The organism is Sulfitobacter sp. IGS-18 (assembly GCF_059628195.1).
The window spans coordinates 753508-774647 of sequence record NZ_CM184556.1 but is presented as its reverse complement, the minus strand read 5'-3'; the positions used below and the strand labels follow the sequence as shown (position 1 = coordinate 774647).

Annotated in this window: 27 protein-coding genes; 22 read left to right on the top strand and 5 right to left on the bottom strand. The window is 63.2% G+C overall.

Features of this window, described 5'->3' with window-relative positions; all coding sequences use genetic code 11:
- Positions 1 to 131: 131 nt before the first annotated feature.
- From phnC to ACWNZ3_RS03750, 9 genes are all read left to right on the top strand, one after another.
- Positions 132 to 926: a phosphonate ABC transporter ATP-binding protein gene (gene phnC, locus ACWNZ3_RS03790; protein WP_114274978.1), complete on the top strand. Its 795-nt coding sequence runs from the start codon at positions 132 to 134 to the stop codon at positions 924 to 926.
- 57 nt (positions 927 to 983) lie between these two features.
- Complete coding sequence (gene phnD, locus ACWNZ3_RS03785; protein WP_496901244.1) at positions 984 to 1895, top strand: phosphonate ABC transporter substrate-binding protein; 912 nt, start codon at positions 984 to 986, stop codon at positions 1893 to 1895.
- Positions 1896 to 2015: 120 nt separating this feature from the next.
- Positions 2016 to 2843: a phosphonate ABC transporter, permease protein PhnE gene (gene phnE / locus ACWNZ3_RS03780; protein ID WP_443069614.1), complete on the top strand. Its 828-nt coding sequence runs from the start codon at positions 2016 to 2018 to the stop codon at positions 2841 to 2843.
- The gene (gene phnE / locus ACWNZ3_RS03775) at positions 2840 to 4123 is read left to right on the top strand and encodes a phosphonate ABC transporter, permease protein PhnE (protein WP_496901243.1); all 1284 of its coding nucleotides are present in this window, start codon (positions 2840 to 2842) and stop codon (positions 4121 to 4123) included. Before phnE (ACWNZ3_RS03780) ends, phnE (ACWNZ3_RS03775) begins: the two co-directional genes overlap by 4 nt.
- Entirely contained in the window at positions 4123 to 4740 is a 618-nt protein-coding gene (locus ACWNZ3_RS03770) for an LbetaH domain-containing protein (protein ID WP_496901242.1), read from the top strand. Before phnE (ACWNZ3_RS03775) ends, ACWNZ3_RS03770 begins: the two co-directional genes overlap by 1 nt.
- A gap of 76 nt (positions 4741 to 4816) precedes the next feature.
- On the top strand, positions 4817 to 5455 hold the full coding sequence (locus ACWNZ3_RS03765; protein WP_496901241.1) for a lysophospholipid acyltransferase family protein: 639 nt from the start codon (positions 4817 to 4819) through the stop codon (positions 5453 to 5455).
- Positions 5448 to 6389 carry a phosphatidate cytidylyltransferase gene (locus ACWNZ3_RS03760; RefSeq protein ID WP_269365709.1) on the top strand — a complete coding sequence of 314 codons (942 nt, stop codon included), beginning with the start codon at positions 5448 to 5450 and terminating at the stop codon, positions 6387 to 6389. The genes ACWNZ3_RS03765 and ACWNZ3_RS03760 overlap by 8 nt, the downstream gene beginning before the upstream one ends.
- Positions 6386 to 6787, top strand: coding sequence for a hypothetical protein (locus ACWNZ3_RS03755; RefSeq protein ID WP_496901240.1), 402 nt, complete (start codon positions 6386 to 6388; stop codon positions 6785 to 6787). Before ACWNZ3_RS03760 ends, ACWNZ3_RS03755 begins: the two co-directional genes overlap by 4 nt.
- A complete protein-coding gene (locus tag ACWNZ3_RS03750) occupies positions 6780 to 7424 on the top strand; it encodes a CDP-alcohol phosphatidyltransferase family protein (protein ID WP_496901239.1) in 645 nt (214 codons plus the stop codon). The genes ACWNZ3_RS03755 and ACWNZ3_RS03750 overlap by 8 nt, the downstream gene beginning before the upstream one ends.
- A gap of 6 nt (positions 7425 to 7430) precedes the next feature.
- Here the strand turns inward: ACWNZ3_RS03750 and phnF are convergent, their stop codons facing one another.
- Positions 7431 to 8141: a phosphonate metabolism transcriptional regulator PhnF gene (gene phnF / locus ACWNZ3_RS03745; RefSeq protein WP_496901238.1), complete on the bottom strand. Its 711-nt coding sequence runs from the start codon at positions 8139 to 8141 to the stop codon at positions 7431 to 7433.
- Between the two features lie 103 nt (positions 8142 to 8244).
- Here phnF and phnG point away from each other — a divergent pair, with 103 nt between their 5' ends.
- From phnG to ACWNZ3_RS03705, 8 genes are all read left to right on the top strand, one after another.
- Complete coding sequence (gene phnG / locus ACWNZ3_RS03740) at positions 8245 to 8700, top strand: phosphonate C-P lyase system protein PhnG (RefSeq protein ID WP_496901237.1); 456 nt, start codon at positions 8245 to 8247, stop codon at positions 8698 to 8700.
- Positions 8700 to 9260 carry a phosphonate C-P lyase system protein PhnH gene (phnH, locus tag ACWNZ3_RS03735; RefSeq protein ID WP_496901236.1) on the top strand — a complete coding sequence of 187 codons (561 nt, stop codon included), beginning with the start codon at positions 8700 to 8702 and terminating at the stop codon, positions 9258 to 9260. The genes phnG and phnH overlap by 1 nt, the downstream gene beginning before the upstream one ends.
- Positions 9260 to 10345: a carbon-phosphorus lyase complex subunit gene (locus ACWNZ3_RS03730; RefSeq protein WP_496901234.1), complete on the top strand. Its 1086-nt coding sequence runs from the start codon at positions 9260 to 9262 to the stop codon at positions 10343 to 10345. Before phnH ends, ACWNZ3_RS03730 begins: the two co-directional genes overlap by 1 nt.
- 282 nt (positions 10346 to 10627) lie before the next feature.
- A complete protein-coding gene (locus ACWNZ3_RS03725) occupies positions 10628 to 10921 on the top strand; it encodes an endonuclease domain-containing protein (RefSeq protein WP_496901233.1) in 294 nt (97 codons plus the stop codon).
- Positions 10922 to 10982: 61 nt separating this feature from the next.
- On the top strand, positions 10983 to 11858 hold the full coding sequence (locus ACWNZ3_RS03720; protein ID WP_274574236.1) for an alpha-D-ribose 1-methylphosphonate 5-phosphate C-P-lyase PhnJ: 876 nt from the start codon (positions 10983 to 10985) through the stop codon (positions 11856 to 11858).
- On the top strand, positions 11855 to 12625 hold the full coding sequence (gene phnK / locus ACWNZ3_RS03715; RefSeq protein WP_269365693.1) for a phosphonate C-P lyase system protein PhnK: 771 nt from the start codon (positions 11855 to 11857) through the stop codon (positions 12623 to 12625). The genes ACWNZ3_RS03720 and phnK overlap by 4 nt, the downstream gene beginning before the upstream one ends.
- Before the next feature lie 49 nt (positions 12626 to 12674).
- On the top strand, positions 12675 to 13355 hold the full coding sequence (phnL, locus tag ACWNZ3_RS03710) for a phosphonate C-P lyase system protein PhnL (protein ID WP_496901231.1): 681 nt from the start codon (positions 12675 to 12677) through the stop codon (positions 13353 to 13355).
- A 56-nt stretch (positions 13356 to 13411) separates the two neighbouring features.
- Complete coding sequence (locus ACWNZ3_RS03705) at positions 13412 to 13897, top strand: ribose 1,5-bisphosphate phosphokinase PhnN (RefSeq protein ID WP_496901230.1); 486 nt, start codon at positions 13412 to 13414, stop codon at positions 13895 to 13897.
- Here the strand turns inward: ACWNZ3_RS03705 and ACWNZ3_RS03700 are convergent.
- Positions 13879 to 14547, bottom strand: a complete 669-nt coding sequence (locus ACWNZ3_RS03700; RefSeq protein ID WP_269365689.1) for a DUF1045 domain-containing protein — start codon at positions 14545 to 14547, stop codon at positions 13879 to 13881. The two genes, ACWNZ3_RS03705 and ACWNZ3_RS03700, sit on opposite strands and share 19 nt — an antisense overlap.
- A gap of 56 nt (positions 14548 to 14603) precedes the next feature.
- On the opposite strand from ACWNZ3_RS03700, the gene ACWNZ3_RS03695 reads away from it, so the two are divergent.
- The 5 genes from ACWNZ3_RS03695 to ACWNZ3_RS03675 all read left to right on the top strand — a co-directional run bounded on the left by ACWNZ3_RS03695 (position 14604) and on the right by ACWNZ3_RS03675 (position 19587).
- Positions 14604 to 15749, top strand: coding sequence for an alpha-D-ribose 1-methylphosphonate 5-triphosphate diphosphatase (locus ACWNZ3_RS03695; RefSeq protein WP_496901229.1), 1146 nt, complete (start codon positions 14604 to 14606; stop codon positions 15747 to 15749).
- Positions 15750 to 16342: 593 nt separating this feature from the next.
- On the top strand, positions 16343 to 17362 hold the full coding sequence (locus ACWNZ3_RS03690; RefSeq protein ID WP_269365687.1) for a Fe(3+) ABC transporter substrate-binding protein: 1020 nt from the start codon (positions 16343 to 16345) through the stop codon (positions 17360 to 17362).
- A gap of 81 nt (positions 17363 to 17443) precedes the next feature.
- A complete protein-coding gene (locus ACWNZ3_RS03685) occupies positions 17444 to 18262 on the top strand; it encodes a ChaN family lipoprotein (RefSeq protein WP_496901228.1) in 819 nt (272 codons plus the stop codon).
- Positions 18263 to 18271: 9 nt separating this feature from the next.
- Entirely contained in the window at positions 18272 to 18583 is a 312-nt protein-coding gene (gene hmuQ / locus ACWNZ3_RS03680; protein ID WP_496901227.1) for a heme-degrading protein HmuQ, read from the top strand.
- Between the two features lie 83 nt (positions 18584 to 18666).
- Entirely contained in the window at positions 18667 to 19587 is a 921-nt protein-coding gene (locus tag ACWNZ3_RS03675; RefSeq protein ID WP_496901226.1) for an MBL fold metallo-hydrolase, read from the top strand.
- A gap of 16 nt (positions 19588 to 19603) precedes the next feature.
- Here ACWNZ3_RS03675 and ACWNZ3_RS03670 read toward each other — a convergent pair whose 3' ends face one another.
- The 3 genes from ACWNZ3_RS03670 to ACWNZ3_RS03660 all read right to left on the bottom strand — a co-directional run bounded on the left by ACWNZ3_RS03670 (position 19604) and on the right by ACWNZ3_RS03660 (position 21102).
- Positions 19604 to 20053 (bottom strand): methyltransferase family protein, encoded by a 450-nt coding sequence (locus tag ACWNZ3_RS03670; protein WP_496901225.1) that lies wholly within the window; start codon positions 20051 to 20053, stop codon positions 19604 to 19606.
- A complete protein-coding gene (locus tag ACWNZ3_RS03665; protein ID WP_496901224.1) occupies positions 20053 to 20481 on the bottom strand; it encodes a DUF302 domain-containing protein in 429 nt (142 codons plus the stop codon). Before ACWNZ3_RS03665 ends, ACWNZ3_RS03670 begins: the two co-directional genes overlap by 1 nt.
- 162 nt (positions 20482 to 20643) lie before the next feature.
- On the bottom strand, positions 20644 to 21102 hold the full coding sequence (locus tag ACWNZ3_RS03660) for a GNAT family N-acetyltransferase (RefSeq protein ID WP_496901223.1): 459 nt from the start codon (positions 21100 to 21102) through the stop codon (positions 20644 to 20646).
- Positions 21103 to 21140 lie beyond the last annotated feature (38 nt).

Sequence of the window (21140 nt, the reverse complement as noted above, 5' to 3'; positions counted from 1 at the left end):
TCCACATCATCGCGCAAACCTTCGCCCCCTTGCAACCGGGGCTGCGCGTCCGGCGTTACAAAAGTTTCGTCAAACCGACATATCTCTGAAAGCCCGCCCTGACAGATGGTGCCTCAAACCACGGGGGCAACATGCTGAAACTGACCGACCTGACCAAGTCCTTTGGTCCCAATGTCGCGGTACGCGCCGCGAACCTGGACATCGACCGCCCGGCCATGATCGGGATCATCGGCAGGTCGGGTGCCGGCAAATCCACCTTGCTGCGGATGCTGAACCGCCTCACCGACGCAACCTCGGGCGAAATCAATTTCGAAGGCCGCAACATCACCGCGCTCTCCGGCAAGGACAAGCGCGACTGGCAGTCCCGCTGCGCAATGATCTTTCAGCAGTTCAACCTGGTGCCGCGCATGGATGTGGTCTCGAACGTGCTGCACGGCACCCTCAACCGCCGTTCGACCCTTGCCAGCATGTTCAGCATCTACCCGACGGCAGACGTGCACCGGGCCATCGACATCCTCGACCGCCTCGGCATCGCCGAACATGCCACCAAACGGGCAGAGGCGCTGTCGGGCGGCCAGCAACAGCGCGTGGCGATTGCCCGCGCCCTGATGCAGGACCCCCGGATCATCCTCGCGGACGAACCCATCGCATCGCTTGACCCGATGAACGCCCAGGTGGTGATGCAAAGCCTGCGCCGCATCCACGAAGAGGACGGCCGCACCATCATCGCCAACCTGCACACCCTCGATACCGCGCGCCGCTACTGCGACCGCGTGGTGGGGATGCGCGACGGCAAGATCGTCTTTGACGGGCTGCCCGAACAACTGACCACCGCGATGGCGCGCGAAATCTACGGCGCCGACGCCTCCTTTTCAGAAGCTGCAACCTCGACCTCGATCGAGACCCTCGACCATGCGCTTGCCTGAATGCCCAAGCCGCACCGGCAAGACCGGGCGGAACATCCAACCAACCGGAGACAACATATGAACAAGCTTCTCGCAGCGGCACTCGCCACCACCGCCCTGAGCACGGGCGCGCTGGCCCAGACCAACGACATCAGCGAATTCCGCATCGGCATCCTGGGCGGCGAAAACGCGCAGGACCGCATGAACAGCTTTCAGTGCCTGGCCGACTACACGGCCGAGGAACTGGGCGTCGAAACCAAGCTTTTCGCCCCCGCCGACTACAACGGCGTGATCCAGGGCCTGCTGGGCGGCACGCTCGACATGGCATGGATGGGCTCTTCCGGCTACGCCGCCGTCTACCTTCAGGACCCCGAAGCGGTCGAGCCGGTGCTGGTCAAGATCAACCTCGACGGCTCCTACGGCTACCATTCCATCGGTTTTGCCCGCAAGGACAGCGGCATCGCCTCGCTTGCCGACATGAAAGGCAAGGTCTTTGGCTTCGGCGACCCCAACTCCACCTCCGGCTACCTGATCCCCTCCATCGAGATCCCGCAGGCGGGCGAAGGCATCACCATGGACTCCGGTGACTACTTCGGTGAGGTCAAGTTCACCGGCGGTCACGAACAGACCATCGTCGCAGTCGCCAATGGCGAAATCGACGGCGGCGTGACCTGGGCCGACGGCCAGGGCAACTGGGAAGACGGCTATAACTCCGGCGCGCTGCGCAAGGCCGTGGACGCTGGCCTGGTCGACATGAACGACCTGGTGGAAATCTGGCGCTCCAAGCCGATCCCGGAAGGCCCCGTTGTCCTGCGCAAGACCCTCCCCCAGGAGGTCAAGGCCAAGATGACCGCATTGGTCGACAACCTGTACGAGACCGACCCCGATTGCGCCTATGGCGTGGCGTCGGGCGATACTCTGGGGTTCGATCCGATCACACATGACGCCTATGTGTCGATCGTCGAAGCCCGCAAGGCGAAATCGAATTGATCAAAGACATTTAAGTTGAGCTGCAGGTCCCGGTGTCACATCGGGGCCTGCAATTTTTTTGAAAGGGGTGGGGTAATGGCCGAAACGGTCCAGGACATCCGCACGGAATACGTCGCGGCGATGCGACAGAAACGTGTGTTGAACATGCTTTTGCTGGTCATCTTCGTGGCCCTGATGGTGGCGGGTTTCGCCACCGCAGATGCGCGCAATGCCGGTGGCTTCTGGGACGGATGGCGCAATGTCCTCGACTTCCCCGGTGACGTGATCGGCGAGGCGCTGTCCCGCGCCCAGCTGCTGCCCGGCTATTTCCTGAAATACCTGCCGTCGCTGATCGAAACCATCAACATCGCCGCCGCAGCCACGCTGCTGGGCGCTTTGCTGGCGTTTTTCGCGGCCCTGCTGGCCACACGTGGCCTGGCCCCCCTGCCCTGGATCGTCGCACCCGTCCGCCGGGTTCTGGACATCCTGCGCGCGGTGCCGGAAATCGTCATCGCCCTGATCCTGATCTTCCTGCTGGGCGGCGGCCCGGTGCCCGCCATGATCGCGATCTGCCTGCATACCATCGGCGCGCTTGGCAAATTGTTCTCCGAAGTGAACGAGAACGCCTCCCTCAAACCGGTCGAAGGGCTGGCCTCTGTCGGCGCGTCCTGGCTGCAACGCATGATGCTGGGCGTCGTGCCCCAGGTCGCGCCCAACTACCTCAGCTATGCGCTGCTGCGGTTCGAGATCAACATCCGCGCCTCTGCAATCCTCGGCTTCGTGGGTGCCGGCGGCATCGGCTATGACCTGCGCAACACCATGTCCTGGGGACAGGGCAAGTTCGACGAGGCGGCGGCGATCTTCCTGCTGCTCTTCGGGGCCATCGTGATCGTGGATCAGCTCTCCAGCTACGCCCGCAACCGCCTGACCCATGGCAAGGCCTACAAGGACAAGGGAGCCCTCCTGTGACCACCGCAACCCTCACCCTGCAGGCCGAGCGCCTGATTGCCCGCAAGAAACTGGTCGCGCTTGCCGCGCCGGTGCTGATCGCGGCCTATCTGATCTATGTCTTCTTCGCCTTCGACGTGCCGGGCCTGCGCGACCGGGTCAGCCTGGACAACATGAACACGCTTTTGCGCGACACCTACAGCTACAAGACCCATGTCACGCAGGACAACCGCAACGGCGAGGTCAGCATCGCCATCGAGGGCGAGCGCAAGGGAACCTACCCGCAGGGCGACAGCCCGGACTGGGTAAAACTTGGACCTGCCACATCCGTCGATCTGGGCGACGGCCACCTGATCACGCTGGGCGAAACCGTGCGCTACGACATTCCCGGCTATGGCACCGTGACGGCACGGCCGGGCCGCAGCGGCGTCAACGCCGAACTGCCTGCGGGCGCGGTGCCCGACTGGATCAACGCCTCAAGGAACCGTATCGCAATCACCACCGACGCGGGTCGGCTGACCATCACCCGTAACCGGACCGAGGTGTTCCGCTATTTCACCGGCTGGGAGCTGTTTTTCTTCACCCTGGACAGCCCGTTCCATGACCTCAGCCTGACGCAACTCATCGCAAACGGCGACTATGGCGGGATGTGGTCGGATTTCTGGAACAACAAGATGTGGCGCCACGCCGATGTCGCCTGGGCGCTGGTCGAAACCGTGCTGATGGCTTTCCTCGGCACCTTCGGTGCCGCCATCATCGCCCTGCCCATGGGCTTTCTCGCCGCGCGCAACTTCACGCCGCTCGGCGCCGCCCGCTTCGCCGCGCGCCGCATCTTCGACTTCCTGCGCGGGGTCGACGGGCTGATCTGGACCATCGTGCTCAGCCGCGCCTTTGGCCCCGGCCCGCTGACCGGGTCGCTGGCGATCATGCTCACCGACACCGGCACCTTCGGCAAGATATTCTCCGAGGCGCTGGAGAACGTGGACGACAAGCAGATCGAGGGCCTGACCTCCACGGGGGCCAGGCCGCTGCAACGCTACCGCTTTGGCGTGATCCCCCAGATCACCCCGATATTGCTGAGCCAGGTGCTCTATTACCTTGAATCCAACACCCGCTCTGCCACCATCATCGGCGCGATCACCGGCGGCGGCATCGGATTGTTGCTGACACAGGCGATCATCACGCAGAAGGACTGGGAAGAAGTGACCTATTACATCGTGCTGATCATCCTGATGGTCATGATCATGGACAGCCTGTCAGGCTGGCTGCGGCGGCGTCTGATCTCCGGGGACGCGTCCTGATGGCACGGCTGAAACCGCACGTTCCCTACCTGCACCCCGATTGCGAGATCACCGACAGCACATTTGGTGCCTATGTGGAGATCGGCCGCGCCTCGCGCGTGGCGCACAGCCACATCGGGGATTATTCCTATTGCGACCGCTTCGCCGACATCGCCAATGCCGAGATCGGCAAATTCTCCAACATTGCCTCCGCTGTGCGCATCGGCGCGACCGACCACCCGATGGAAAAGGCCAGCCTGCACCATTTCCACTACCGCTCTGCCGATTATTTCGACGATGCGGAACCGGACCACGCATGGTTCGCCCACCGCCGCAGCCGCCGCGCGCAGATCGGGCATGACACCTGGCTGGGCCACGGCGCGCAGGTCCGCCCCGAAGTCACCATCGGCCATGGTGCGGTGATCGCAGGCGGCGCCATCGTCACCCGCGACGTGCCCCCCTATATGATCGTCGCGGGCATCCCCGCCGCGCCCCTGCGCGCCCGGTTTTCCGACAGCATCGCAGAGCGCATGATGACGCTCGCCTGGTGGGACTGGCCCCATGCCCGCCTGCGCGAGACCTTGCAGGACTTCCGCACATTGCCCGCCGAGGCGTTTTTGGAGAAATACGAAGGCTGAAAACAACTGCGCGGGCCGGGGCCCCAGGGCAACTATTGTGATTGCCTTCACAAACCCTCTCATGCAAATTCAGCCGATGTTTGGCCAACTTGTCGCATTGCTGATTATCACGTTTGCAAGGCTGATCACGGCAGTGCGCGCGATCTGGCAGGGTGCCGCTCCGCTCCCGGAAAAGCGGGTCTATTTTGCCAACCACGCAAGCAATGGCGATTTTGTCCTGATCTGGACCGTGCTGCCCGGCAAGCTGCGCGAAAAAACCCGCCCCGTCGCCGCTGCGGACTACTGGTTGTCCTCCAAACTGAAGACATTCATCGGCAGATCGGTGTTCAACGCCCTGCTGATTGAACGCAACCCCGAAGAACGCGCCGCCGATCCGGTGCAGCAAATGGCGGATGCGCTGGATGCGGGCGACAGCCTGATCCTCTTCCCCGAGGGCACCCGCAACATGACCCAATCGCCCCTGCTCCCCTTCAAGACCGGGCTCTTTCACCTGGCCACAAAAAAGCCCGAGGTCGATCTGGTGCCGGTCTGGATCGAAAACCTGAACCGCGTGATGCCAAAGGGAAAGCTGGTGCCGATCCCGCTGATCTGTACCATCACCTTCGGGCAACCGCTGCGGCTGAAGCAGGGCGAAACCAAAGCAGACTTTCTGGAACGCGCGCAGGCGGCGCTGCTGGCGCTGTCGATAACCGCAAAGGAACAGGTGAATGGCTGACAGCTTTCTCTTTCTGCTGGGCTGCGTTCTGGCCGTGTTGCTGGTGGCATCGGCCATCGGGCAATTCCTGAAATTCAAGGCCGGGCCTGACGGGCCTGATCTGACCATCGAAAATCTGAATGCCCGCATCAATGCCTGGTGGGTCATGGTCGGCCTGACGGCCCTCGCCTTTTCGGCCGGCAACACCGGCGTTGTGATCCTTTTCGCGCTCTGCTCATTTGCCGCATTGCGCGAATTCCTGACGCTGACCAACACCCGTGTCTCTGACCATTGGGCCATTGCCGCCGCCGCCTTCATCGTCCTGCCGATCCAGTTCATCGCGGTGGGCATGAACTGGTACGGCTTCTACTCGATCTTCATTCCCGTCTACGCCTTCCTGCTGATGCCGATCGTCTCCATGCTCAGCGGCGAAACCGACAATTTCCTGATCCGCATCGCAGAGGCGCAATGGGCGCTGATGATCAGCGTCTTCTGCGTGTCGCATGTGCCTGCGCTGCTCAGCCTGAACATCGCGGATTTCGAAGGGCGCAACCTGTTCCTGATCTTCTTCCTGGTGGTCGTGGTTCAGTCCAGCGACGTGTTTCAATATGTCTGGGGCAAGCTGCTGGGAAAACACAAGATCGCGCCGAAGGTGTCACCATCCAAGACCTGGGAAGGGCTCATCGGCGGTGTCGTCACCTCCAGCCTGCTTGGGGCATCGCTCTATTGGATCACGCCCTTTACCGTGATGCAGGCGGTTGGCATGTCCATCGTGATTACCCTCATGGGCTTTCTGGGCGGGCTGGTCATGTCCGCCATCAAGCGGGATCGCGGGGTGAAGGACTGGGGCCATCTGATCGCCGGACACGGCGGTTTCATCGACCGGCTGGATTCGGTCATCTTCTCCGCCCCGATCTTCTTTCACATCGTGCGCTTCTACTGGGACATTCATTGAAGAACGCCCTGTCAGCAGCGTTGAAAAGCACCCCGCTGCATGTGGCCTTTGCCTTTGTCGCGATGGGGGGCTGGGCCATCTTTGCAAACAGCACCCATGCCATGCCCAAACCCTTGCTGGCCGGTCTTGTGCAGGGCAGCATCTCGGCGGCACTGACATTGTTCCTCAAACGAACGGTGGACTGGATGCGCCCCCGGTTTTCCTATGGGACGGGCCATGTCGCGCCTGCCCTGATCGCCTCTCTGGCCTCTGCCATGCTGCTTGTCACAGCGCATCTGCTGTCCGGCACGCCCGAAGTGGCCAGGACAATCGCAGTGCCGCTGCTGGTATCGGCCTCCTATATTTTCACCTACAATTTTCTCAGCCAGCACAGATCGGAAGACAGGACTCATGACTGACCTGAAAAACCGCCGCCCCCTGCAAAGCCGCAAGTCAGGCTGGGCCAACAGGATCACAGCCTTTCTGGCCGGGCGCGCGATCACGCCGAACCAGATCTCGCAGGCGAGCATTGCGGCGGCACTCCTGGCCGGTCTTGCGTTCTGGATGACCGCCTATGCGGACAGCACCAACCTGAAGGGGGCGCTGCTGATCCTGGCCGCCCTGGCCTGCCAATTGCGCCTGCTCTGCAATCTGTTCGACGGAATGGTCGCCATCGAAGCCGGCAAAAGCGCGCCCGACGGGCCGTTCTGGAATGAATTTCCGGACCGTATCGCAGATATCATCATCTTCATCGGCATCGGCTTTGGCCTTGGCTCCCCCACCCTCGGTTTTGCCGCAGCCACATGTGCCGTCCTGACCGCCTATACCCGTGAACTGGGCGCCAGCATCGGACTTGCGCCCGACTTTTCCGGCCCGATGGCCAAGCAGCACCGGATGGCAACTGTCACGCTGGCCGCGGTGCTGGCGGTCGTTGAGCAGCATTTCCTGCCGCAAGGCACAATTCTGACCGTCGCGCTTTGGGTTGTGATCATCGGCTCCATCGTCACGGTCGGACGGCGCGCCAATCATATCCGGGCCGACCTGCTCGGGGGGTGAAATCCCCTACTCCCCTTCCAAGGTCAGCGTGATCCTGTCCCCGGCAAACCAGGTGCTGCCGAACTCCACCGGCGTGCCCTCCGGATCGACATTGACCGAGGTCGAAAGCAGCACCGGCGCGCCCTCTGCAATCTGCAGATGCAAGGCCTGCGTGGCTGTGGCCAGCTTGGCTTTCAGCCGGGTCGAGGCGCGGGTATAATCACGCACGCCGGAACGGCGCAACGCCTCGGTCACCGAATTCACCTCTTCCAGATACACCGGCAAATCGGGGAAACGCGCCGCCGGAAAGACGCTGTTGAAAACCGCAACCGGCATGTCATCGGCCAAGGACAGCCCATCGACCACATGCACCTGGGCGCCTTCCTCAAGCGCCAGCAGGTTGCGCTCCGTTTCCGTGGCGCTGCGGGTCTGCATGGTGAGGATCCGCCTGCCCGGGACCCGCCCCGCCGAAGCAAGGTTCTGGTGAAACCGCACCCGCTTGCCAAGCGGATATTCCGTCGGCACCTGGGTGACAAAGACCCCGGCACCGCGCCGGGCAAAGACCACCCCCTCGTCGGCCAGCGCCGCCAGCGCATGGCGCACGGTGTGCCGGTTCACCCCGAAACGCGCCGCCAGCACGGCTTCGGTCGGCAGCTTGTCCCCGGGGGCGTACTGCCCGGCGCTGATTTCACCGCTCAGCGTGGTTGCAATGGATCTCCAGATCGGGGTGCGGGCCATGTGTCACCAAAGTTTCACAGTTGCGGGGCTTGTGTCAGAACGGCGAATCCGTCATGATTTGTCTAGTTGTATAGTATAGTAGACAAATCCACAAGGTGTCTAGATGACCGTCATTCAAGACCAGAACGCAGACCGCAAGCAATGGATGAGCCTGCTGGCCAAATGCGATCCCGCCGAGCTGGATGGTGCCTGGTCCGCCCTGGACCTCAGCCTTGATCACCAGGTGCTGCGCGCGCCCGAGGTTGGCAGCGTCATGGTCCGCGGCCGTGCGGGCGCGGTGGGTGCCGCCTTCAACCTGGGCGAAATCACCGTCACCCGCTGCTCGGTCCGCCTGTCCTCCGGTCAGGACGGCCACGCCTATGTGCAGGGCCGCGACAAGACCAAGGCCCTGCGCGCCGCGCTGCTTGATGCCGGAATGCAGACCGCCGCCGCCACCGAGATCCGCGAGAAGGTGCTGACACCGCTCTCGACGGCAGCAACCCGCCGCCAGACCACCCGCGCCGCCAAGGCCGCCGCGACCAGGGTCGATTTCTTTACCATGGCCCGGGGGGAAGACTGATGCAGACACAGGCCCTCACAGGCGGCTTTGACGACGCCCCGATCGAGGCGGCCACCGCCTTTCGCGCCATCATGCAGGTCATGGCCCGACCGGGCGAGATTGCACCCCTCTCAGGCGCCATGCCACCGGCCCCCCTTTCCGTCGCCGCCGGGACATTGATCCTGACACTCTGCGATCCGGACACGCCGATCTTTCTGGCACCGGGCCATGACACGCCGCAGATAAGGGACTGGATCACCTTCCACACCGGCGCGCCCTTTACCGGCGCGGCAACTGCCCGCTTTGCCCTGGGCACATGGGACGCGCTGACGCCCTGCGACTTTGCCATCGGCACCCCGGAATACCCCGACCGCTCCGCCACGCTGATCGTGGAGGTGACACATCTCGCGCAATCCGGCGCCACCCTGCGCGGCCCCGGCATCAGGGATGTCACGCGGCTCTCGCTGCCAGAGATCAAGCGGTTTCAGGACAATGCCGCCCTGTTCCCCCTGGGTCATGATCATTTCTTCACCACGGGCACGCAGATTGCGGCCCTGCCCCGCAGCACAAAGGTGTCCTGATGTATGTCGCAGTAAAAGGTGGCGAGCGCGCCATCGACAACGCCCATGCCTGGCTCGCCGAAGAACGCCGCGGTGACAGCGAGGTGGCCGAACTCTCCGTCGCCCAGATCCGTGAACAGCTGAAACTGGCGGTCAACCGGGTGATGGCCGAAGGGTCCCTTTTCGATCCCGACCTGGCCGCGCTGGCCATCAAACAGGCGCGCGGGGACCTGATCGAAGGCATCTTCCTGATCCGTGCCTATCGCACCACCCTGCCCCGCTTCGGTGCCTCACATCCCATCGACACCGGCGCAATGCGCTGCGACCGCCGTGTCTCGGCCACGTTCAAGGACGCCCCGGGGGGCCAGTTGCTGGGCCCGACCTTCGACTACACGCACCGTCTGCTCGACTTCAAACTGGCCGCCGAAGGTGATGTGCCCGCAGCCCCCGAGAAACCCGCCGATCCCGCCCGGACACCCCATATCATGGGGTTCCTGGATCGGGAAAATCTGATCCAGACCGAGGAAACGGGTGCGGAAACACCCCCCGATCTGACCCGCGAACCGCTCGAATTGCCTGCAGAACGCCCCTTGCGCCTGCAGTCCCTGACCCGCGGCGACGAGGGCTTCATCCTCGGCATGGCCTATTCGACCCAGCGCGGCTATGCCCGCAACCACGCCTTCGTGGCGGAACTGCGCATCGGCACCGTCGCGGTGGAAATGGACGTTCCCGAGCTGGGATTCGAGATCGAGATCGGTGAGATCGAGGTGACCGAATGCGAAACCGTAAACCAGTTCAAGGGCTCCAGAACCGAACCACCGCAATTTACCCGCGGCTATGGCCTGGTTTTCGGCATGTCCGAACGCAAGGCGATCTCGATGGCGCTGGTGGATCGGGCCCTGCGGTGGAAGGAACTCGGAGAAGACAACCTGGGTGCTCCGGCCCAGGACGAGGAATTCGTGCTGAGCCATGCGGACAATATCCAGGCCACCGGGTTCCTGGAACACATCAAATTGCCCCATTACGTGGATTTTCAGTCCGAACTTGAACTGATCCGCAAGTTGCGCCGCGCAGTGTCGGATACAATCAGGGACGCCGCCGAATGACCGTGTTGCCCCCCTCACCCCCAACCCCCTCTCCCCTTGGGGAGAGGGGACGCCGTACCCCATGCAGCGCAGCGCCCGAAGCAACAGGATGTGCTAACGGCGATAGCGTGGCTCCCCTCTCCCCAAGGGGAGAGGGGCCGGGGGTGAGGGGGTCACGGTGCGATAAGAAACTTCGACCTGATACTTGTGTTGTTAATCCGTGGTTCACGAATTCAGTGCCACCCTTCCCGGATGGCCAGATTCCATCCGCAGATCAGCAAGGCGCGTGCGCAGCGTCGTTGGATGACGGCGCCCGAAGACAAATTATGGCAGGCCCTGCGCAACCGGCAGCTGGCCGGTTTGAAATTTCGCCGCAAGGCGCCCCTGGGACCCTACGTTGTAGATTTCCTGTGCCCTGCGGCGCGGCTGGTGGTGGAAGTCACCGGGCAGGCGCAACATCGTGCCTTGCTTGTCCAGCGGGACATGGCGCTGCAGGCGCTTGGATATGGGGTGATCCGCCTCGCCCGCGAACAGGTCGACAGCGATTTTGCCGGCTTGTTGGCAGAAATCGCAGCCATTGCGCATCGCAGGCATTGACGCGGGCGCGCCGCCAAGCCTCCCCCCTCAGTTTCCCGGTCAGACAGGAGCGGCATTTCGCATGAATGTTTCAGCCTATAACTTTGCCTATCTCGATGAGCAAACCAAGCGGATGATCCGCCGTGCCATCCTCAAGGGGCTGGCGATCCCCGGCTATCAGGTGCCTTTTGCGAGCCGCGAGATGCCGATGCCCTATGGCTGGGGCACCGGTGGCGTGCAGGTCTCAGCGGCGGTGCTGGTGCCCGAGGACACCTTCAAGGTCATCGACCAGGGGGCGGATGACACCACCAATGCCGTGTCAATCCGACGCTTTTTCGAGAAAACCGCAGGGGTCGCCGTGACCGAAGACACCGCCAGGGCCAGCGTGATCCAGACCCGTCACCGGATCCCCGAAATGCCGCTCCGGTCGGATCAGATCCTTGTCTATCAGGTTCCCATCCCCGAGCCGCTGCGGTTCCTGGAGCCTTCCGAGGTCGAGACCCGCAAGATGCACAGCCTGGAGGAATACGGGCTGATGCATGTCAAGCTTTACGAAGACATCAGCCAGCACGGGGCGATTGCCACCGCCTATGCCTATCCGGTCAAGGTCGAGGGGCGTTACGTCATGGATCCCTCGCCGATCCCGAAATTCGACAATCCGAAACTGACCATGGATGCCATCCAATTGTTCGGCGCCGGGCGCGAGCAGCGGATCTATGCGCTGCCGCCCCATACCCGGGTCGTCAGTCTTGATTTCGAGGATTTCCCGTTCGAGGCCAGCAAGGCGGATCATGCCTGCGATCTTTGTGGCGCCGGGGACAGCTATCTTGACGAACTGATCGTCGATGACGCGGGCGGGCGGTTGTTCATGTGTTCGGACACCGATTATTGCACAACCCGCCGCGCGGCGGGCCATGTGGGCGCCCAGGGTGTTCCGGCGAAGGAGGATGTGGCATGACGCCCTTGTTGCAGGTTGACGCCGTTTCGAAATTCTATGGTGCGCGGATCGGCTGCGCGGAGGTGTCCTTTGATCTTTATCCGGGAGAGGTCATGGGCATCGTCGGTGAAAGCGGATCGGGCAAGTCGACGCTGCTCAATTGTCTGGCGGGACATTTGCAGCCTGACGCAGGCGCAGTTCGTTTCGACACCCGCGCCGGGGGGTTGCGCGATACGATCACCATGTCGGAGCCCGAGCGCCGGATGCTGGGGCGCACCGACTGGGCCTTTGTCCATCAGCACGCCCGCGACGGGCTGCGCATGAACGTGAGTGCCGGCGGCAATGTGGGTGAGCGGCTGATGGCGGTGGGCGCACGCCATTATGGCGATATCCGCAACACCGCGACGGACTGGCTGGGCCGGGTCGAGATTGCCGCCGATCGGATCGACGACCGCCCCAGCGCCTTTTCGGGGGGCATGCAGCAGCGGTTGCAGATTGCGCGCAATCTGGTCACCGGGCCACGGTTGGTGTTCATGGACGAACCGACCGGGGGGCTTGATGTTTCGGTGCAGGCCCGGTTGCTTGATCTGATGCGTGGTCTGGTCCGCGAGATGGGGTTGAGTGCGATCATCGTGACCCATGACCTTGCCGTGGTGCGGTTGCTGGCCGATCGGCTGATGGTGATGAAGGACGGTCATGTGGTCGAGACCGGGTTGACGGACCAGGTGCTGGACGATCCGCAGCATGGCTACACGCAATTGCTGGTCTCATCGGTCCTGCAGGTATGAGACTGGTTTCGCCGCGAAACCTTTTACTTATTAACAACAGGTTAATCTGATGATCCAAGTCGAGAAACTCTGCAAGTCCTTCACCCTGCACAATCAGGGTGGCGCGGTGATCCCGGTGATGCAGGATGCAGAATTTGAGGTGGCCCCCGGCGAATGTGTCGGGCTGATCGGGGCCTCCGGTGCCGGAAAGTCCACCCTGATGCGCATGCTCTACGGGAATTACCTGGCGGCCTCTGGCCATATCCGGATTGGCGGGGTCGATGTGGCCCGCGCCGAGCCGCGCGAGATCCTGGCGCTGCGCCGGGACAGGCTGGGCTATGTCAGCCAGTTCCTGCGGGTGGTCCCACGGGTGTCGACGCTGGATGTGGTGGCCGAACCGCTGTTGCGCACGGGCTGCGGCGCGCAGAGCGCCAGGGCGCGGGCGCAGGAGCTTCTGGAGCGGTTGAACATTCCCCGACATCTGTGGACGCTCAGCCCGACCACATTCTCGGGGGGCGAACAGCAGCGCGTGAACATTGCGCGCGGCTTTGCCTATGCCTATCCGGCGCTGCTGCTGGATGAACCGACCGCGAGCCTTGATGCGGGCAACCGGGAGGTTGTGCTGGCGCTGATCGAAGAGGCCAAGGCGCGCGGGGCTGCCATTGTCGGGATCTTCCACGATGAGGCGGCGCGGCACAGGGTCTGTGACCGCGAGGTGGATGTAACCCGCTTTACCCCCGGGCTGGCATGAGCGTGGGGCGTTTCATCGCAGTTGTCGGCCCGTCGGGTGTCGGAAAGGATTCCGTCATGGCCGGAATGGTCGCCCGGGCGCGTGATCTTGTGGCGGTCCGCCGGGTCATCACCCGGCCGGTGGCGGCGGGGGGCGAGGATTATGAGGCGGTGAGCGCGGCTGAATTTGCGCGGCGCGTGGCAGAGGGTGCTTTCGTGTTGCACTGGCAGGCGCATGGATTGTGCTATGGCATCCCGGCCGGGGTCGTGGATGTGATGGCGCGGGGGCAGGATGTGCTGGCCAATCTGTCGCGGTCGGTCCTGCCGCTGGCGCAAGCGCGTTTCGACCGCTTTGAGGTGCTGTCGCTGACTGCGACGCCGGAGGTGCTGGAGGCACGTCTGCGTGCGCGCCGGCGCGAGAGTGCGGCAGAGATCGAGACCCGGCTGGCACGGGCGGATTTTGCCCTGCCGGAGGGCATCAGCGCCACGCGGATCGACAACTCCGGCGCGCTGCGCGACACTGTCACTCGCGCGCTGGCCGCGCTTTATCCGGCGAGGGCATAGCGTTGCAGAGCCTCGAACATCCCGTCATGACGCTCTCCCGCCAGGGTCAGGCTGTCGATCAGGAAAGGCTGCGGCAGGACTTCGGCAAAATGGGCGGCCACGGCGGGCAGGATCTGTTTGGGCTGCTTGACACGCCCGCTCAGGGTCATGTGGAAGCGGAAGGCGTCAAGCACATGGGGGTAGCCCCATTCACGCAGGTTCCGCTCCTGCTGCGGAGTCAGATGGCTGGCCCGGCGGCGCGCCAGTTCCTCCGCCGTGGGGGGCGCGCGAAACCGGTCGAGCCGCATCACCGCCTCGCCCGCGAGGTGGTTCAGCTGCTCCTGATCTCCGGTCGGGATCAGGGCGAGGAAGCCGCCCAGTTGCGCCACCTGAAGCCCGTCCAGCGTGACCGGGGCGAATTGGGTGCAGAACCGCGCCAGGGCCTGCGAAAGCCCGGCGACATCGGTGCCCGTCGCAAGGGCGAAAGGCGGTTTGATGGTGGCGTGGAAGCCGTATTTACGCGGTGTCGCGGTGAGGCCGGCAAGGTCGAGCCCGGCAATATTCGGGTGGTCAGCGGCGCAGCCCGATGCGATGTCCCATCCCAGCCATGCGGCCCCCTTGTCTGCCAAGGCGCCCTGGGGCGTGAAATAGACCGCAAACCGTTTGAACATGAACCCTTCCTTTCAACTGGCACGCGCAAGCCGTGCCATTCAGATGTGACGTTGCTATGACACAAGAGACCGTTTTGACAAATGCAAGGATCGTCCTGCCGACAGAGGTGATCGAGGGATCGCTTGTGCTGCGGGACGGGCGGATCGCCGATATCTCGCAGGGGGGCAGCGCGGCAGCCGGGGCGCAGGATTGCGAGGGCGATTACCTTTGCCCCGGGTTGATCGAATTGCACACCGATAACCTGGAGCGGCACATGACGCCGCGCCCCAAGGTGGACTGGCCGCATCGCGCCGCGATCCTGGCGCATGACCGGGAGCTGGCGGGCACCGGGATTACCACGGTGTTCGACGCGATCCGGGTTGGGTCCATCGTGTCTTCCAGCAGCAGGCGCTATGGAAAATATGCGCGGCAGATGGCGGATGAAATCCTGGAAATGCGGGAGGCGGGGGTGCTGAAGATCAGCCATCATATCCACCTGCGGGCCGAGATCTGTTCGGAAACGCTGGTGGAGGAGATGGCGGAATTCGGACCGGCGGACAAGATCGGGATCGTGTCGCTGATGGATCATACGCCGGGCCAGCGGCAGTTCCGGGATCTGGGCAAGTTCAAGGATTACGTCTGTGGCAAGCATGGCATGTCCGACGAGGGCTTCGACGAATATCGCGATTTCCTCTGTGGGCTGCAGGCCCGGCTGGGGACGGCCCATGAGAGCGCGGCAGTGGCGGCGGCAAAGCGGTACGGGGCGACGCTGGCCAGCCATGACGACACCACAGCCGAACAGGTGGACAAGAGCCATTTGCAGGGCGTGCGCATTGCGGAATTCCCCACCACCGTGGAGGCGGCGGAGGCCTGCCACAGGCAGGGGATCGCCACGATCATGGGGGCGCCGAACCTGGTCAGGGGCGGATCTCATTCGGGCAATGTGGCGGCAAGGGAGCTGGCGGAAGGCGACCGGCTGGACATCCTGTCGTCCGACTATGTGCCCGCGGCATTGATGCAGGGGGCGCTGATCCTGAACGAAATATGGGGGGATCTGCCGCGCGCATTGGCCACTGTCACCGCCAATCCGGCATATCATGTGGGGCTGGAGGATCGCGGTGTGCTGGAGGTCGGCAGGCGCGGCGACCTGATGCGCTTCGCGACGCTGGGCCATCATCCGGTGGTCAAATCCGTCTGGGTCCAGGGCGCGCGGGTGTCCTGATGTCGGGTGCCGCCGGGCCCGGGGGGTGCGGTGCGTGGTGAGACAGGGGCCCGCCGGTCTTGCTGCCTTGAAATCAACACCCGTCACCGGCGACCTGTCAAATAAGACATGCCGAATGTGGCGCAACTCCGGCTCCTGGCGGCGCGTTTGCTGAATCATTTCAGTGGGTCCTGCGCGGCAATTCCGACCCATATGCCAAGCATTTCCGACCCAACCAGACTTTAGACGTGGTATGGGTCAAGGTCTGGTGAGCGGGACACTGCTGCCGTCAATCAATGCCACCAAAGCCCGGAACAAGCCAAAGGCGCCGGGCCATCGCCTGCCCGTGCCCCGGGTAGGCGATTTGGTGAGCCTGGGTATTCCCCCGATAGGACTCATCATGGTTGAGAAATTAAGTGGCATGAACATAAGCCAGCATCGCCTACCCCGGGCAGGCGCTGGCCCGGCTCGCCCTCACATCACATTGGACTCGTCCCCGCCAGACGCGTTTCCCACCAGCGGGATATTTCCGAGTGTTTCGATAAGTATTCTTGCATCCCAAGTTCAGTCTGGTATCTGATCAAAAAAGTAAGGATTGGAAACCGGAGATCCCCATGCCCCTAAACACACGTTTTACCCCCCTTGCCCTGACCGCCGTTCTGGTGGCTGGCAGCGCTGCCGCCGAGGGGGATGTGAACCTGTATTCCTCACGCCATTATGACACGGACGAGCGGCTCTACTCCGACTTTACCGAACAGACCGGCATCACCGTCAACCGGATCGAAGGCAATGCGGACGAGCTGATCGCGCGGATGCAGGCGGAAGGCGCGAATTCACCCGCAGACGTGCTGCTGACGGTCGATACCTCGCGCCTGCAGCGGGCCAAGGATGCCGGTGTGCTGCAATCGGTCGACAGCGACATCCTGGAAGAGCGCATTCCCGCCAACCTGCAGGACAGCGACAACCAGTGGTTCGGCTTCTCCCAGCGGGCGCGGATCATCTTTTACGACAAGAACGATGTGACCGAGCCGCCGATGGATTACCTGTCGCTGGCAGATCCCAAGTACAAGGGCATGGTGTGCCACCGCTCTTCCACCAATGTCTACAGCCAGACCTTGCTTGCCTCGGTGATCGAGAACCATGGCGCGGAAGCGGCGCGTGACTGGGCCGCCGGTGTGGTCGCCAACTTTGCCCGCGACCCCGAAGGCGGGGACACCGACCAGCTGCGCGGGCTGGTGTCGGGACAATGCGAAATTTCCATCGCCAACAGCTATTACTTTGCCCGCGCCCTGCGCACAGACGTGGATGGCGTGACCGCAGAGGTGGACCGGATCGGCTGGATCTTTCCGGCGCAGGATGCCGAAGGGGCGCATATGAACCTTTCGGGCGGCGGTGTGGCAGCCCATGCGCCGAACCGCGAGAATGCGGTGAAGTTCCTGGAATATCTCGCGTCGGATCAGGCACAGGTCTATTTCTCTGCCGGGAACGACGAATTCCCGACGGTCGCGGGCGTGCCGCTGAGCGAGAGCGTGGCGAAGCTGGGCGCGTTCAAGGCGGATGAAGTGAACCTCTCGGCCGTGGCCCAGAACCTGCCCGAAGCGCAGAAGATCTTTAACGAAGTCGGCTGGAAGTAAGCCCGGCATCGCAACAATGGGGCCGCAGCGATGCGGCCCTTTTTGCATGGGCTGTAATGCCCGATCCAGCAGGGGGCTGATATGCGCCACTTCCGTCACATGCTCACAGTTTGTCTGGCTGTCCTTGCCGCCGGACCCGGCGTGGCGGAGGTCGACCCCGATGCGGTTGCGCGGATGCGCGCCGCCGATATCGTCATCCTGGGCGAGGTGCATGACAATGCCGCGCACCACATTGGACAGGCGGAACTGATTGCCCGGATTGCGCCAAAGGCCATTGTTTTCGAAATGCTGTCACCGGAGCAGGCGACACAGGTCAATGCGGACAGCCGCGGGGATCTGACCGCGTTGGCGCAGCAGATCGGCTGGGCGGAGTCGGGCTGGCCGGATTTTGCGCTCTACCGTCCGGTGTTCGAGGCGGCAGGGCAAACCCCCGTGGTTGGCGCCGCCCTGCCCCGTGACAAGGTGCGTGCGGCTTTTGAACGCGGCGCGGCAGAGGTGTTCGGTGCCGGGGCCAGCCGGTTCGGATTGGATGCCCCCCTGTCGCAGGCCGAGCAAGAGGCGCGCGCGGCATTGCAGTTCGAGGCGCATTGCGCGGCGATGCCGATGGAAATGATGGGCGGCATGGTCGAGGCGCAGCGCCTGCGCGACGCCGCCTTTTCCGCAGCGACACTCGACGCGCTTGCCACCTATGGCGCGCCCGTGGTGGTGATCACCGGCAACGGACATGCGCGCAAGGATTGGGCCATGCCGGCCCTGATTGCCCGCGCCGCAGCGCAGACCAGGGTGCATGTGACGGGCTTTGTCGAAGCCCCCGCAGAGGGCGGTGATCCGCGTTATGATACCACCATCGTCACCGCCCCGGCGGACCGGCCAGATCCCTGCGCCGCATTCAACAAGTAAGGACCTGCCATGTATATCGCGATGAACCGTTTCACCGTCCCGTCGGAAAACGCCGAAGCCTTCGAGGCGCTCTGGCTGGGCCGCGACAGCCATCTCAAGGAGATGGAGGGCTTTGTGGAATTCCACATGCTGCGCGGTCCCGAAAAAGACGGCAAGGTGCTTTTCGCCTCGAATACGGTCTGGGCGTCGGAGGATGCCTTTCGCAACTGGACCCGCAGCGACGCTTTCCGGGCCTCGCACAAGAGCGCCGGCACCACGGCAAAGCTGCATGAGGGTGCTCCGGTGTTCGAAGGGTTTTCGACGATCCAGCATATCGCCTGACCTCATTGCCCCCGCCACGCTTGCGCTTTGCCTCCCGCCCCTTCATATTCAAGGTTACGAATTTTTAACGGGGAGGACAGGCGATGCATATCACCAGGCGGCGTTTCGTGGCGGGCAGCATCGGCGCGGCGGGCATGGCCGGGATTGGCCTTGGGCCGCGGGTTGCACATGCGCAGATTGATCTGGGCAATGTCCGGCTTGATGTGGTCAGCGACGGCGCGCTTGCCCTGCCGGGCAGCTTTGTCTTTGATCCGATGCCCAAGGATGAACTGCAGGCCGTGCTGGCGGCGCAGGGCATCTCTCCCGAGGTGCTGACCCCGCCCTGCAATGTGACCCTGATGCGCAGCGGTGACCGGACGGTGCTGTTCGATGTGGGCTCTGGCCCGGATTTTGCAGCGACCGCCGGGACCCTGGGTGCCTCGCTGGATGCCCTGGGTGTCGCGCCGGAGGAGGTGACGGATGTGGTTTTCACCCATGGCCATCCGGACCACCTTTGGGGGCTGCTGGATGATTTCGGCGATCCGCTGTTTGCCGGGGCGCGCTATATGATGGGGCGGGCGGAGTGGGACTATTGGCTCAACCCCGCCACGGTCGATCAGATTGGCGAAGCGCGTGTCGCCTTTGCAGTCGGGGCGGAGCGGCGTTTGCGGATGATCGAAGAGGACATGACATTGTTCGATGACGGCGACGAGGTTCTGCCGGGTGTTCTGGCCCGCGCCACATCGGGTCACACGCCGGGCCATATGGCGCTGCAAGTGCAGGACGGCACGGAATCCGTGATGATCCTGGGTGATTGCATCGGCAACCACCATGTCGCCTTTGCGCGGCCTGGCTGGTTGTCTGGGTCGGATCAGGATCAGGAACTTGCCGCCACAACGCGGGTGGCCCTGCTGGATCAGCTGGCACATGAACAGACCCGCATCATCGGCTTTCACCTGCCGCAGGGGTTCGGCCGGGTGGAAAAGACGGCGGATGCCTATCGCTTTGTGCCGGGGGTCGACTGACGCGCTGCGGTGCAGGTCAGATCCAGCGCCGGACCCGGGCGCAATAGGCGTCTGCCTCCTCCCCGAAGGTCTGGCGCAGCAGGGCCTCTTCCGGCGCGGCAAAACGACGGTCGAGCACCAGCCAGAGCACAGCTGTCAGCACAAGGCCCAGCAGTGACCCGTTGCCCATGGCAAAGGACAATGTGAGCATCACCAGCGCGAGGTAGATCGGGTTGCGGGACCATTGAAACGGCCCCTCCTCGATCAGGACCTTGGGGGTGTGATGTGGCTCTATCGTGGTTTTGCGGGCAAAGAAGTACCAGGCGGACCAGACGATGATCGCCAGCGCCGCCAGAAGCACGAGCCAGGACAGGGCATCCAGCCACCAGATGTCCGGGTGCAGGCCGGGCGCGATGAACTTGAACAGATAGATCGCGGCAATGCTGCCAAGCCACCAGACCGGCGGCAGATCGGGAAAGGCGCGCATCAGTTGGCCACGGCCTCTTGCACGATCTCATCCAGCAGGGCCTGCACCTCCTGCATCGGGCCTTGCGGATAGGTCCGGTATCCCACGACGACCTCTCCCTCGCGGTCCGCCACGAAGATGCCATAGGGGCAATGGGCAATGTTCATCGGATCCGCCTCCATCACCTTGCGGGACAGAACGGCAGAGCAGAACAGGAACACATCCGCAGCATCGAAAATCCTGGTATCGCTGCCGACATCGCTCGCCGTGCGGCTCAGCATCTCGCCGGTATGGCTGACATGGTCGATGACCAGCCCCTGACCGACTATCGCGCTTTCCACATTGAAGGTGGCGTCGTCAAAGCTGCCGTCAAAGGGATAGGTGACCGCCTCCTGCGCGAGGGCCGGGGCGGCGCAGCAGATCAGAGCGGTAAGGATCAGGGGCTTCATGACGAGTCTCCGTTATGCGGGGTCTGGAAAGTGTAGCAGAAAACCGGGGGAAATGGGAAAGGCCAAAGCCCCGGCCGCGTGTTTCAGCCGAAGATTTCTGCGGCGGGCGAGGGTTTGCCGCAGGCTGCGTGAACCTCCGGCATTGGGCCATTCGGCCATTCTTCAGATGAACTTTTCAAAGAACACGCGGTTGAAACCATCTTCTGTCTTTCGCTCGGTCTCCCGATAGCCAAGATGCGGGTAGATCGACAGATTTTCAGTCATTTTCTCATTCGTATAGAGCTTGACCGAGGTTGCGTTTGATCGTTTTGCCTCTGCTTCGCAAAAGGCGATCAGGTGTTTTCCAATACCGCGACCCGCTGCGGTTGGGCGCACGGCGACGTTTTCAAGAAGAACCTGCTCACCCTCCTGATAAAACACGATAAATCCGAGCACCTCTGCATCCTGCCCGACAGCAACATGCACCACCCCGGCGGCGATCAGGGCGGCAAAATCGGCGACCATCGGGGCGGGCTTCCTGCCCATTGCCGCAACGTAGCGTTCATAGGCACCTTGGGCGCATTCCCTGACAGCCGTTTCATCCGCAGCCTGCGCCTGCCTGATGTCAAAACCCTTGTCCAAACGCGCTCCATACCGGCTTTGTTTTGATGGTACTGCTG

Bases quoted from the DNA above. Each gene is read 5' to 3' on its own strand.
- phnF (WP_496901238.1), bottom strand. From the start codon at position 8,141: ATGGCCCGCACCCCGATCTGGAGATCCATTGCAACCACGCTGAGCGGT.
- phnK (WP_269365693.1), top strand. From the start codon at position 11,855: ATGACGCCCTTGTTGCAGGTTGACGCCGTTTCGAAATTCTATGGTGCG.
- ACWNZ3_RS03770 (WP_496901242.1), top strand. From the start codon at position 4,123: ATGGCACGGCTGAAACCGCACGTTCCCTACCTGCACCCCGATTGCGAG.
- ACWNZ3_RS03720 (WP_274574236.1), top strand. From the start codon at position 10,983: ATGAATGTTTCAGCCTATAACTTTGCCTATCTCGATGAGCAAACCAAG.
- ACWNZ3_RS03750 (WP_496901239.1), top strand. From the start codon at position 6,780: ATGACTGACCTGAAAAACCGCCGCCCCCTGCAAAGCCGCAAGTCAGGC.
- ACWNZ3_RS03665 (WP_496901224.1), bottom strand. From the start codon at position 20,481: ATGAAGCCCCTGATCCTTACCGCTCTGATCTGCTGCGCCGCCCCGGCC.
- phnH (WP_496901236.1), top strand. From the start codon at position 8,700: ATGCAGACACAGGCCCTCACAGGCGGCTTTGACGACGCCCCGATCGAG.
- ACWNZ3_RS03705 (WP_496901230.1), top strand. From the start codon at position 13,412: ATGGCCGGAATGGTCGCCCGGGCGCGTGATCTTGTGGCGGTCCGCCGG.
- ACWNZ3_RS03670 (WP_496901225.1), bottom strand. From the start codon at position 20,053: ATGCGCGCCTTTCCCGATCTGCCGCCGGTCTGGTGGCTTGGCAGCATT.
- hmuQ (WP_496901227.1), top strand. From the start codon at position 18,272: ATGTATATCGCGATGAACCGTTTCACCGTCCCGTCGGAAAACGCCGAA.
- ACWNZ3_RS03695 (WP_496901229.1), top strand. From the start codon at position 14,604: ATGACACAAGAGACCGTTTTGACAAATGCAAGGATCGTCCTGCCGACA.
- ACWNZ3_RS03725 (WP_496901233.1), top strand. From the start codon at position 10,628: ATGACGGCGCCCGAAGACAAATTATGGCAGGCCCTGCGCAACCGGCAG.
- phnD (WP_496901244.1), top strand. From the start codon at position 984: ATGAACAAGCTTCTCGCAGCGGCACTCGCCACCACCGCCCTGAGCACG.
- phnL (WP_496901231.1), top strand. From the start codon at position 12,675: ATGATCCAAGTCGAGAAACTCTGCAAGTCCTTCACCCTGCACAATCAG.
- phnG (WP_496901237.1), top strand. From the start codon at position 8,245: ATGACCGTCATTCAAGACCAGAACGCAGACCGCAAGCAATGGATGAGC.
- ACWNZ3_RS03685 (WP_496901228.1), top strand. From the start codon at position 17,444: ATGCGCCACTTCCGTCACATGCTCACAGTTTGTCTGGCTGTCCTTGCC.
- ACWNZ3_RS03675 (WP_496901226.1), top strand. From the start codon at position 18,667: ATGCATATCACCAGGCGGCGTTTCGTGGCGGGCAGCATCGGCGCGGCG.
- ACWNZ3_RS03765 (WP_496901241.1), top strand. From the start codon at position 4,817: ATGTTTGGCCAACTTGTCGCATTGCTGATTATCACGTTTGCAAGGCTG.
- phnC (WP_114274978.1), top strand. From the start codon at position 132: ATGCTGAAACTGACCGACCTGACCAAGTCCTTTGGTCCCAATGTCGCG.
- phnE (WP_443069614.1), top strand. From the start codon at position 2,016: ATGCGACAGAAACGTGTGTTGAACATGCTTTTGCTGGTCATCTTCGTG.
- ACWNZ3_RS03730 (WP_496901234.1), top strand. From the start codon at position 9,260: ATGTATGTCGCAGTAAAAGGTGGCGAGCGCGCCATCGACAACGCCCAT.
- ACWNZ3_RS03760 (WP_269365709.1), top strand. From the start codon at position 5,448: ATGGCTGACAGCTTTCTCTTTCTGCTGGGCTGCGTTCTGGCCGTGTTG.
- ACWNZ3_RS03700 (WP_269365689.1), bottom strand. From the start codon at position 14,547: ATGTTCAAACGGTTTGCGGTCTATTTCACGCCCCAGGGCGCCTTGGCA.
- ACWNZ3_RS03690 (WP_269365687.1), top strand. From the start codon at position 16,343: ATGCCCCTAAACACACGTTTTACCCCCCTTGCCCTGACCGCCGTTCTG.